Source organism: Nostocoides australiense Ben110 (assembly GCF_001050535.1).
GTDB lineage: Bacteria > Actinomycetota > Actinomycetes > Actinomycetales > Dermatophilaceae > Nostocoides_A > Nostocoides_A australiense.
In genome coordinates, this window is the sequence record NZ_HG764815.1 from 3239907 (window position 1) to 3251033 (window position 11127).

12 protein-coding genes are annotated in these 11127 nt (G+C 68.4%); 4 read left to right on the plus strand and 8 right to left on the minus strand.

Annotated features, from left to right (window positions below):
- Positions 1 to 33 precede the first annotated feature (33 nt).
- From BN11_RS15710 to BN11_RS15720, 3 genes are read right to left on the minus strand one after another with little or no spacing between them, the layout of a single operon-like run.
- The gene (locus BN11_RS15710) at positions 34 to 834 is read right to left on the minus strand and encodes an ATP-binding cassette domain-containing protein (RefSeq protein WP_048699251.1); all 801 of its coding nucleotides are present in this window, start codon (positions 832 to 834) and stop codon (positions 34 to 36) included.
- A 5-nt stretch (positions 835 to 839) separates the two neighbouring features.
- Complete coding sequence (locus BN11_RS15715; RefSeq protein ID WP_048699254.1) at positions 840 to 1922, minus strand: ABC transporter permease; 1083 nt, start codon at positions 1920 to 1922, stop codon at positions 840 to 842.
- A gap of 3 nt (positions 1923 to 1925) precedes the next feature.
- A complete protein-coding gene (locus BN11_RS15720) occupies positions 1926 to 2945 on the minus strand; it encodes a sugar ABC transporter substrate-binding protein (protein WP_162213255.1) in 1020 nt (339 codons plus the stop codon).
- A 186-nt stretch (positions 2946 to 3131) separates the two neighbouring features.
- On the opposite strand from BN11_RS15720, the gene BN11_RS15725 reads away from it, so the two are divergent.
- Together BN11_RS15725 and BN11_RS15730 are read left to right on the plus strand one after the other, a co-directional pair.
- Positions 3132 to 4061, plus strand: a complete 930-nt coding sequence (locus BN11_RS15725) for an MBL fold metallo-hydrolase (protein ID WP_048699260.1) — start codon at positions 3132 to 3134, stop codon at positions 4059 to 4061.
- A gap of 101 nt (positions 4062 to 4162) precedes the next feature.
- Positions 4163 to 5812 carry an ABC-F family ATP-binding cassette domain-containing protein gene (locus tag BN11_RS15730; RefSeq protein ID WP_048699263.1) on the plus strand — a complete coding sequence of 550 codons (1650 nt, stop codon included), beginning with the start codon at positions 4163 to 4165 and terminating at the stop codon, positions 5810 to 5812.
- A 5-nt stretch (positions 5813 to 5817) separates the two neighbouring features.
- Here BN11_RS15730 and BN11_RS22945 read toward each other — a convergent pair whose 3' ends face one another.
- Genes BN11_RS22945 through BN11_RS15750 form a run of 5 tightly spaced genes read right to left on the minus strand, consistent with a single transcriptional unit; the run spans position 5818 to position 9514 of the window.
- Positions 5818 to 6387 (minus strand): hypothetical protein, encoded by a 570-nt coding sequence (locus BN11_RS22945; protein ID WP_157044213.1) that lies wholly within the window; start codon positions 6385 to 6387, stop codon positions 5818 to 5820.
- Between the two features lie 9 nt (positions 6388 to 6396).
- Positions 6397 to 7116, minus strand: a complete 720-nt coding sequence (locus tag BN11_RS15740) for a sulfite exporter TauE/SafE family protein (RefSeq protein ID WP_048699266.1) — start codon at positions 7114 to 7116, stop codon at positions 6397 to 6399.
- A gap of 21 nt (positions 7117 to 7137) precedes the next feature.
- Positions 7138 to 8304: an amidohydrolase gene (locus tag BN11_RS15745; protein ID WP_048699269.1), complete on the minus strand. Its 1167-nt coding sequence runs from the start codon at positions 8302 to 8304 to the stop codon at positions 7138 to 7140.
- Complete coding sequence (locus BN11_RS22950; protein WP_157044214.1) at positions 8301 to 8492, minus strand: hypothetical protein; 192 nt, start codon at positions 8490 to 8492, stop codon at positions 8301 to 8303. The genes BN11_RS15745 and BN11_RS22950 overlap by 4 nt, the downstream gene beginning before the upstream one ends.
- Positions 8489 to 9514, minus strand: coding sequence for a pyridoxal-phosphate dependent enzyme (locus tag BN11_RS15750; RefSeq protein ID WP_048699272.1), 1026 nt, complete (start codon positions 9512 to 9514; stop codon positions 8489 to 8491). Before BN11_RS15750 ends, BN11_RS22950 begins: the two co-directional genes overlap by 4 nt.
- A 115-nt stretch (positions 9515 to 9629) precedes the next feature.
- Here BN11_RS15750 and BN11_RS15755 point away from each other — a divergent pair, with 115 nt between their 5' ends.
- Together BN11_RS15755 and BN11_RS15760 are read left to right on the plus strand one after the other, a co-directional pair.
- The gene (locus tag BN11_RS15755) at positions 9630 to 10511 is read left to right on the plus strand and encodes a ketopantoate reductase family protein (protein WP_048699274.1); all 882 of its coding nucleotides are present in this window, start codon (positions 9630 to 9632) and stop codon (positions 10509 to 10511) included.
- A gap of 49 nt (positions 10512 to 10560) precedes the next feature.
- Positions 10561 to 10983: a Fur family transcriptional regulator gene (locus BN11_RS15760; protein ID WP_048699278.1), complete on the plus strand. Its 423-nt coding sequence runs from the start codon at positions 10561 to 10563 to the stop codon at positions 10981 to 10983.
- The last annotated feature ends 144 nt before the right edge of the window (positions 10984 to 11127 follow it).

Genomic DNA, 11127 nt, shown 5'->3' on the forward strand with positions numbered 1-11127 from the left:
TATAACCGCCCAACCGTCTTACCTACTCGCGGGTCATGATGCGCGGTCCTCGAACATCGAGGGCCGGGCGCCGGTGATCCAGCCGACGATGTGGTCGGGGTCGGTGCCCCGCATCGGGACGTCGGCGACCTTGCGCCCCCGGTTGAGGATGACGACGCGGTCGGCGACCTCGTGGCACAGCGGGAGGTTGTGCGTGACGATGACGATGGCGATGCCCTGATCGGCCATCCGGCGGATCAGGCCCTCGACGAGCTTGGTCTGCTCGTAACCCAGAGCAGCGGTGGGTTCGTCGAGCAGGAGCACACCGTTGGCGTCGCCGGAGACCCGGATCGCGCTGCGCGCCACCGCAACCACCTGACGCTGGCCCCCGGAGAGCATCTCCGTAGGCCGGGTCATCGGGGCGGTGCGCACGCCGAGGCGATCCAGCTCGGACTCGGCACGCTTGCGCATGGCCTTGGTGTCCACGAACCCCAGCCAACCGAGCGGACCCTTGCGCAGAATCTCCCGACCGATGTTGAGGTTGGTCGAAATGTCTTGCGCGTCGACGAGAGCCAAGTCCTGATAGACCATCTGGATGCCCGCTTCCGAGGCGTCGCTCGGGGAGTGGAAGGAGACCTCCTTGCCGTGGACGCGGATGGTGCCCTCGCTGGGCCGGTGCGCCCCGGACATCACCTTCAGCAGGGTCGACTTGCCGGCTCCGTTGTCGCCGAGCAGTCCGACGACCTCGCCGGGCATGACGTGGAAGTCGATGTCCGCCAGGGCACGCACATAACCGTAATGCAGGTCGATGTGGGACAGGTCGAGGGCAGGAGTGGTCACGTCGGTGGATGTCATCGTGATCAGACCTTCTTCTGGTGGACCGACAGATTGGAGGTGGCCATCAGCCGGTCGGAGACGCTCTTTTGGATGAAGCGCTCCAGGCCCAGCGACGCGAGCAGCAGCACACCGGTGATGACCGTCGCCCAATAGGTCTGGACGCCCCGGATGATCAGGCCGTTGGCGATCGTGGCCAGGATGAGCGCACCGACAAGCACGCGGGGCAGCGAGCCACGACCCCCGCTCATGGCCACCCCAGCGAGCGCCACCGCTGTCAGGGCGCTGAAGATGATGGCGGGGCTGGCATCCGGATTGGCCTCGGTCGTGATCGCCGTGGCGACGAGCCCGCCGATGGCGGCGCAGATGCCGGAGATGACGAAGCCCATCACCTTGTAGCGATCGCTGTGGATACCGCTGCGCCGCACCGCTTCCGCATTGCCACCAACGGCCATGAACCGAATGCCGTCTCGGGTGCGGGTCAAGAAGATCGTTCCCACGAGATAGAGAGCGGCGACAATGTAGACGGGTGCGGGAACCCCGAAATAGCGGCGAGTCCCCATGAAAGTGAGCCCGTCGAGGCCGGGGATCGTCAGACCGCCGGTGATGACCGACGCCAGCCCGGTCAGCACCGACAAGGTGCCGATCGTGACGATGATCGGGTTGAAGCCCTGGAGGGAGATCAGCCCGTTGACGACACCGACCAAGGCACCGCATACCAACGCGATCGGCACCGCGATCCAGAGGGAGACCCCCTTGTTGACGGCCAGCCAGCCTGTCAGACAGGCACAGAACGCGGCAGTGCCCGGCAACGACAGATCGAGCACTCCCGACATGACGCCCAGCCCGACGCCGGCCGCGAAGATCGCTGTCAGCGCCGCGGCGTTCGCGATGAGCATGGCGTTGCTCCACGTGAAGAAATACGGAGCGCACCAGAACGAGAAGACGAGGATCAGCAGCAACCACAGGATGAAGATGCCTCGGTCGCGTAGAAAGACAAGTGCTGCAACACCTCTCGGCATGTCATGGCCGGTCGGGACGACCGTGTCGGCCGCCGCGGCAGAAGACGGGGCTCCCCGCGACGCCGAGTCACTGACAGGAGTGCTCATGGCTCAGCTGTCCTTGGTGTAGATCTTCTGGGGGACGGTCAGCTGCTGGCCGGTCTGGGTCGGGTCGGCGATCAGGCCCACGAGAGTGTCGAAGGACTGGGCCATGTCATCCTGGAACTGCAGGGCGACCGAGGCGTAGATCTTGCCGTCCTGGACGGCCTTGAGGACCTCGTCGTTGCCGCCGGCCTCGGTGACACACGGCAACTCCTTGCCCGCAGCAGCGAACGCACCGAGCGCCGCAAGCGCACCTTCGTCGTTCATGCCCTGGACGGCCGTGACATCCGGGTTGCCCTGCAGGGCGTTGCCGATCTTGGTCTGGGTCGCAGCCCGGTCGGTGACCTCCACGTGCGTGACGACCTCCGCGCCCGGAGCACCAGCGGTCAGCGCGGCCATAGCGCCCTCCTCGATCTCCTTCTTGCCGGCGGTGCCGGTCGTCGCGTCGACGAAGAGGACCTTGGCCTTGCCGGAGAGTTTCTCGTTGATGCACTTGGCCAGCTGCTCACCGATCGCCTTGCCCTGTGCGGTGTAGTCGATGGTGTCGAACGTGATGCCCGGCTGCAGGCCGTCGAACCCATAGTCGGCGGGGACGCCGTTGACGACCATCGGGACCTTCTTGTCGATCGCCAGTTGCACGACGGACTTCAGGGCGGTCGGCTGGACGGCGATCATCCACACGCCCGAGGCCTTGCCGGACTCGATGACGGCGGTGAGCTGCTGGATCTGCTTCTGGGGGTCGAGGTTCGGGTCCTGGATGTCGACGGTGAACCCTTTGCCTTCGCCATAGGCCTTCACGCCCTCGGACAGGCCCTTCATCGCGGGAATCTTCAGCGCGAGCGGGGAGAAGACGATGGTTTTCCCGCCGGCGGCGGAGGCCGCCGATCCGGACGAACTCCCAGCCGTCGAGGAACCCCCACCCGCAGGTTGGGTGGTCCCGCCGCAGGCGGCGAGCAGAGAGACCGCACCGACTGCAGCGGCGATCGCGGGCGACATGCGGCCCACGCGGCCGGCGGTCGAGTGTGACATGAGCATCTCCTCATTGAGCGGTGCCGACGGACGTCGCCGGCGTCTGACGAGTAGGAGAGCACGCGGCATACGACCCTCGGAAGCAACGGGCGGGAATGCGAGCCATCACGCGCAGCCATACCTAGCCCTCTCCCCGCGCGCGAGGACTGGTGCTTGACTCGCTATACCCACACGAAGGAGCGAGCAATGACCTGGGCCGAGCGCGACACCTATGTCGAGGAAGTGACCCGCGACGTCTTCGCCTTCATCCAGCCCGACGGGTCCTGGATGGTCAACAACTGCGGGTTCGTCGTGGGCTCCAGCGGGCGCAGCGTCCTGGTCGACACCTCCTCGACGGAGCGGCGCACCGCCCAGTTCATGGATGCCGTGCGCGCCCACTCGAGCCAGCCACCGATGGCTCTGGTCAACACCCACCACCATCCCGACCACACCTACGGCAATTTCCTTGCGCCCCAGGGGACTCCGGTCGTCGGTCACGTGCGCTGCCGCGAGGAAGTGCTCGCCGCCGGGTTGGAGGCGACGAAGGTCATCACGACCCCGGACTACGGCAACCTCGAACTGCGGCCGCCGGATTTCACCTTCACCGACCGCCTGACCCTGCACCTCGACGAGACGCCGGTCGAGTTGGAGTACGTCGGTCCGGCCCACACGAGCAATGACGTCCTGGTATGGCTGCCGGAGCAGAAGGTCGTCTTCGCCGGGGATCTCGCGTTCGCCGGCGGGCAGCCGTTCCTGCTTGAGGGATCGCTGGCCGGCTTCCCGAAAGCGTTGGCGCGCATCAAGGAATTGGGCGCCGAAGCGCTCGTGCCCGGCCACGGTCCGGTGGTGCGCGGCGCGGACGTGAACAGCCTCCTCGACGACCTGACCGGCTATGTCGAGTTCGTCTCGCGCATCGCGAGCGAGGGCATGGCGGACGGTATGACGCCGCTGCAGGTCGCCGAGAAGTACAAGGACAATCCCTACTCCGGCTGGCAGGAGACCGAGCGCCTCGTCGGGAATCTGCACCGCGCCTACTCCGAGTTGTCGGGCAACGACCTCTTCACCCGGCTGCGGGTGCCGGACGTATGGCCGGAGATGCTCTCCTTCCACGGTGGTCCGATCGGCTGCAAAGCCTGAGGCCGTGAACTGACTTGACCCGGCGGCGGCCCGTCGGGCACCCTGGCGGCATGTGCGACTGACCTCTTTTCCCTTGCCCATCAAGCGATCAGAGGTCTCCCATGCCCGCATCCCTGCACATCCATGCGCTCGCCGCCGGCTTCGGCGCCCGCCCCATCTTCTCCGGACTCGACCTGACTCTCGGGCCGGGTGACGTCACCGCGGTCGTCGGCCCCAACGGCGCCGGGAAGTCGACACTGCTGCGGATCATTGCGGGTGAGCATCCGGCCGACACCGGCACCGTCCGGCTCGCCCCGCAGGATGCGAGCATCGGCTACCTCCCCCAGTCGCCTCCCCGCCCCGAGGAGTCGATCCACGAGTATGCCGCCCGCCGCGCCGGCGTCACCGCTGCTCAGGGCGAATTCGACTCCGCCACAGCGGCGTTGGCTGATGGTGCGCCAGGAGCAGAGGAGCGGTATGCCGTGGCTCTGGAGCGCTGGATGGCGCTGGGTGCCGCTGATCTCGACGCTCGCCTCGGGGTGTCGTTGGCGCGCGTCGGTCTGGACGTCGCGTTGGATCGTCCCCTCGGCCGGCTCTCCGGTGGCCAGGCGGCGCGCGCAGCGCTGGCCTCGATCCTGGTGAGCCAACAGGAGGTGCTGCTGCTCGACGAGCCGACCAACAACCTCGACGCGAGCGGTCTTGCCGTCCTCACCGCATACGTCACGAGCCTCGCGGGACCTGTCCTCATCGCCTCTCATGACCGTCGCTTCCTCGACGAGGTGGCCACCAGCGTCCTCGAACTCGACATCCACCAGCAAACGGTCACCCGCTTCACCGGCGGCTGGTCGGACTACCGGACGGCCAAGGATCTGGCGCGCGATCAGGCTGATGAGGCGTATGCGGCTTACACCCTGCAGCGCGACGCCCTCGTCGAGCGAGCGAGACGACAGAGTGACTGGGCGGCCAAGGGCCGTGCCGGCAAGGCCGACCTCGGACCGCACGACGGGATCGGCAAGAAGTACATCGAGGACAAGGCGAAGCGGATGGATCAGCGCGCGGCCCGAGCCCGGGCGGCGGCCGAGCGATTGCCCGAGGTGGAGCAACGGCGCAAAGAATGGGAGCTGCGCTACAGGATCGCCGAGGCGCCGCCGTCGGCGGAGGTCGTGATCACCCTCGACCAGGTGTCCGTCGAGCGCGGTGCCTTCCGGATCGGACCGTTCTCGACGACAGTCGCCCGCGGGGAGCGCATCGCGATCGTCGGCGACAACGGAAGCGGCAAGTCGACCCTGCTGCACGCGCTCCTCGGGGAGGTGCCGGTCGCGAGCGGCCGCATCTCATGGGGGACGCGCGTCCATACCGGCACGCTCGATCAGGCGCGGGGAGTGATCGCCGGCCCCGACGACCTGCTCGATGCCGTCACCGCGGCGCTCGGCAGCACCGACCGCGCCGACGTGCGCACACTCCTCGCGAAGTTCGGACTTGGGCCAGAAATGGTTGAGCGCGAATGTGATTCGCTGTCGCTGGGTGAACGCACCCGGGCCGCCATGGCGGTCCTGCAGGGCCGCGCCGTCAACACGCTCATCCTGGACGAACCGACCAACCACCTCGACGTGCCGGCCATCGAGCAGATCGAATCGGCGCTCGCCGCCTTCGGCGGGACGCTCCTGATCGTCACGCACGACCGGACCCTGCTGGACGCCGTGGCGCCGACGACCCGGTGGGAGGTCTCACGCAATGGCGAGGTGGCGTCGGTGCGGGTGTCGATGTGGTGACGGCGTCAGCCGCGATAGAAGGGCTGAGGAACGCGTGGGTCGGCCTCGACGACATCGAGTAGGTCATCCGCCAGCAGGGCCTTGATGCCCTCCTTGCTGGCGCCGATGCCGGCCCAGTGTGGGTCGACGTCATGAGCGAGGCACCACGCGCGATCCTCCGGCCAGACGAACGCCGGCCATGGCCAATAGGTCGCCATGCCACTTGTGCCGAACGTCCACAAGTCCTCCGGCACTCCCGACAGGAGGTAGTAGACGCGATTGCGGATGGCGAACCGCGGCAGGGCGGGCGAGTCGAAAGCCCCGCCCCAACCGTCCCAGACGCCGAAGTAGCGGTTGGACGAGGTGGTATGCGGCGCAAGGACTTCCGCCGCTCGGGCCATCTCCTCGAGGTCGGTCAGCTCATGCTCCGGCGCGTCGGCCTCCCGGTCACCGGGCGACCCCGGGTCGGGCAGGAAGCGCAACCGGGCGTACGCGGAGAAGCCTCCTGGGCCGAAACCAGCGACCCTCGTCCACGGCCGCTTGTCGCGGACGATCCATTCAGCTGCGGTGCCGTCGAGGCACGGCGAAAGTGCCACAACCAAACGCTACGCCGCCAGCGCGCGGATGACTATGACGCAGGCCGCAATGACGCAGAACGCCAGGACCGCCGTGCGCATCCCCGACTCCGCGAGCCGGCGACGCAGGCGACCGGAGGCGGCATACCCGACCACCATGAACGGAGCCCAGACGAGTGCAGCCCGCAGGTCCGACCAGCCGAGGGCGCCGGCCTGCGCGAGCCCGATCGTCGACAGGGCGCTGCCGAGCAGGAAGGAGACGGCGAGCGTGGAGCGCATGCGGGCGGGCGGCTCGTGCTGGAAGAGGATGGCGGTGAACGGGCCACCGACCGCGGCCGAGGCACCCGAGATCCCCGACAGCGCGCCGGCGACCAGCGCGTTGGGGACCGTTGCGCGGATGTCCAGGCTCCAGATCGAAAGCGCGACAGTGAGCAGGATGACGGCACCGAGCACGATGCCGATCTGGCTGGGGGACAGGACAAGAACCAGCCAGACACCGATGGGTGTCGTGAGGGCACGAGCTAGTATGGACCACCCGAGCGGCCGCCAGGCGACGTCCAGCCCCTCACGTGCGATCTGGATCAGCGGCAGGATGAAGCCGCCGAGCACGAGCGCGCCGGGCATGAGGTCCGGAGCTGCCAGCAGGACGATCGGTCCGGCGACGACGTTGATCCCGAATCCGATGGCGGACTGGATGAAGGCGCCTGCGGCGATGGCCAGGCCGAGCAGGAGCAGGACGGTCCAGGTCATCACGTCGGTCCGGGCTCACGCCTAGGGCAGTTCGCGCCGGACGATCTCGGCGAGCACCTGCGAGCCGGTGGGCATGATGGCATCGTTGAAATCGTAGTCACTGCTGTGCAGCGGTGTGCCGCCGATCTCGCCGCTCGCTCCATTGCCGATGAGGATGAAGCACGCGGACGTATGCCGCCCGAACACGCCGAAGTCCTCGCTCGGCATGATCGGCTCGCAGTCCGCCTCGACAGCGTCCGGCCCCACGACCGCCCGGGCGGCGGCAGCGGCCATGTCGGCACAGCCGGGATCGTTGACGGTCGGGGCGAACTCATGCGTGTAGGTCACCTCGGCCTGCGCGCCGTGCGCTGCCGCCACGCCCGCGCTGATCTCACGAATGCGCTTCTCGAGCAGCGCCTGCACAGCCGGGTCGAAGCTGCGGGTGTCACCGGTGATGCGCACAGTGGTCGGGATGGCGTTGCGGGCGCCGTCGGTGTGGAATCCAGTGCAGGAGAGGACAGCCGGCTGGACCGGCGAGATCGTGCGGGCGACGACGCTCTGCAGGGCGATGACGATCTCGGCGCCGATCACGAGCGGGTCGACGACAGCCTCGGGCCGTGCCGCGTGACCACCGCGACCGGTGATGACGATGGTGAAGTTGTCCTCGCTCGCCATGATGCCGCCGGCGCGCAGGTGGATGTGGCCGGCGGGCAGTCCGGGGAGGTTGTGGAGGCCGTAGATCGCGTCCATCGGGAACCGCTCGAACAGTCCGTCGTCGATCATCGCCTGGGCACCCCTGCCCGGTTCCTCGGCCGGCTGCAGAACGAACCGAACCGTGCCCTCGAAACCGCCCTCGGCCGCCAGCAGGGCCGCAGCACCGAGCGCCATCGCCAAGTGCCCGTCGTGGCCGCACGCATGCATCGCGCCCGGGTTGCGCGAGCCGTGGACCCGACCGGGCGCCTCGGTGATCGGCAAAGCGTCCATATCCGCGCGCAGCCCGATGCTGCGTATGCCGTCGCCGCGGCGCAACGACGCGACGAGCCCGGTCCCGCCCAGGCCGTGCTCCACGTCGTAGCCGAGGCCGGCGAGGATGCCGCCGAGATAGTCCGCGGTCGCGATCTCGGTGAAGGCGGTCTCGGGATGCCGGTGCAGGTGGTGGCGCCACTCCTGCTGACGGGCGAGCGGATCGGCGACCAGTTGGGAGGTCATGGGGTCACGCCGGCGGGTTGATTCGCAAGCTGCACAATGGCATTCGCGAGGATGTCGATACCGTCACCGCAGGCTTCGGGCGTCGAGTACTCGCGCGGGGTGTGGCTGATGCCGCCGTACTCCCCCGCGCACGCATCACCTCGATGCCCCCGAGCACACCGAGCGGCTCGTCGAATGCGCAGCGTCATCGGAGGATTCCTTCGGTGCTGAGGAGGACGACAATCGCGTCGTCGGGCAGGTCGATCGCGTCGCGGGCGCCGGATCGGCCGAGGTATGCCGTCAGCCCGGCCAGCGTCGCCGCGCCGCACGGTCCCGCGGAGACACCCTCGGTCGCCAGGTCGGTCACCGCGGTGCGCGCCTCGTCGTCGTGAACGCTGATCGCCGCGTCCAGTCCCCGCCGCAGGACAGGCCACGCGGCGGCGGACACGGTGCCGCAGTTGAGGCCCGCCATGATCGTGTCGGCTGTCGGGACGCTCGTGGGTTCCCCCGCCTGCAGACTCGCGAGAATCCCTGCTGCCGTGTCGGGTTCGACACTGAGGATCCGGCAACCGCCCGTGCCCGGCCGCCGATAATGCGTCACCACCGCTTGGGCGAGGGAGCCCACACCGACGGGGACGACAACGAGGTCGGGGGCCGCGCCGAGGGACTCGTCCACTTCGTCGGGCAACGTCTCGTAACCGTCGACGATCCATTGCGGCACCTCCTCGTAGCCCGGCCACGCCGTGTCCTGAACCAGTGCACGACCGGTGTCCGCATCGGCATACTTGGCCGCTGCGGCGACGGCAACGTCATAGTCCCCGGCGACCCGACGCACGTGGGCGCCCTCGCTCTCGATCAGTTCCGACGTGCGGTCGAGCATGACGCCCGGCACGAATACCGTTGCGGTTGAGCCCAGTCGGCGAGCCATGCGGGCCACGGCCCGGCCATGGTTGCCGTCGGTCGCCGTCACCAGTTCGACGCCCGGACGACGCTGGACGACCTGGTGGCAGGCCCACGATGCGCCGAGGATCTTGAAGGCGGGCAACCCGAGTCGCGCCGACTCGTCCTTCACGAGCAACCGGCCGACCCCCAGTTCGTGTGCGAGGACCGGCACCTCCCGCAAGGGCGTCGGTGCGTATCCCGGAAGAGTGCGGTGGAAGTCGCGTACGGCCGCCTTGGGGGCGCCGCTGGTCCAGTCCCGGGCACGGCGGTTGACGAATGGCTCCCGCATGGCACCCAGTCTCCCATCCGGACAGCGGGTCCGCACGAGTCCGGCGAGCGGGCCGGCCACCCGCGAGGCGGGTGTTCACTCGCTCGCACGACCGCCCGAGCCCTAGTCTGGGGACATGACCAGGTATGCAGTGCTGGGGCCCGGCGGAGTCGGCGGACTCCTCGCGATCGTCTTGCCGTCACAGGGACACGATGTCGTCGTCCTCGCTCGACCCGAAACCGCGACTGCGTTGCGCGACAGCGGATTCCGCCTGGCGAGCCCGCTGTTCGGCGAGCGCACCGAGTCCCTCGACGTCGCCACCGTGCTCGACCGGCCGGTCGACGCGGTCTTCGTCACCCCCAAGGCGACGGCGCTGACGAACTCCCTCGACCTGCTGCCGCTGGACGCCGTCGGCGACGCCATCGTCGTTCCGTTCCTCAACGGCGTCGACCACCTCGCACTGTTGCGCGAGCGCTACCGCAATGTCGTCCCCGGAGTCATCCGGGTCGAGTCGACGAAGGTCGCACCGGGCGTCATCGAGCACGCCAGTGCCTTCGCCCGGATCGAACTCGCGGCAACCGGTGAGCTGGCCGGGCCCGCGGGACGGGTCGTCGATGACCTACGTGCGGCCGGCTTCGACGCCACGCTGCGCGATGACGAGAACGCGATGATGTGGAGCAAGCTGACCTTCCTCGGCCCCATCGCGCTGCTGACGACGCGGTACCAGGCCCCGATCGGCATCATCCGCGATGAGCACGGTGACGAACTCCGGAAGGTCATCGAGGAGTTCGCGGCGGTCAGTGGAGCGGAAGGCGGGCCGGGCGATGCGACGGCCATGGCCGCCGTGGTCGAGACCCTCACACCGGAGATGAAGTCCTCCATGCAGCGCGACGCCGAGGCCGGCCGCCCCCTCGAACTCGATGCCATCGGCGGTGCGGTGCTCCGGGCGGCGCAACGCCACGGCATACCGGTGCCCACCACGACGCGGCTCGTCGACGAGCTCGGCGCCCGGCGGTAGCCCGCCCTCGTTTCTTGACTCATTCCAGATTTGTGAGAATCTGGAAGGGATGGAACACGATCACGGCGAGTTGATGCGCGCGGCCGGGTTGCGGGTGACGCGACCTCGGCTGGCGGTGCTCGACGTGCTCGCCGCGCATCCGCACGCAGACACCGCCGCGATCACCGAGGGGGTCCGGACGCAACTCGGGGCGGTCTCCACCCAAGCCGTCTATGACGTGCTGTCCGCCCTGACCGACGCCGGGATCCTGCGGCGCATCCAGCCGGCCGGTTCGGTGCCGCGCTACGAGTTGCGCGTCGACGACAACCACCACCACTTGGTATGCCGCTCGTGCGGCACCGTCGTCGACGTCGAGTGCGCGGCCGGCGAGCGGCCCTGCCTGGACGCCCGGCCCGACCACGGCTATGCCATCGACGAGGCCGAGGTCATCTACTGGGGCCTCTGCCCCACTTGCGCGGCCGCCGCGCGCTGACCCGGAGCCAAGGAACCTCTGCTAGCAGAGCCTGGTCAAATCAGCAGACCTAGGAAGGTGTGCTGATTTGACTAACCTCTGCTAGTCCCGCGCCGTAAGTTCTAATGAGAAGTCTTCCGAGGGATTTGAGGATGTCTTCGGCGG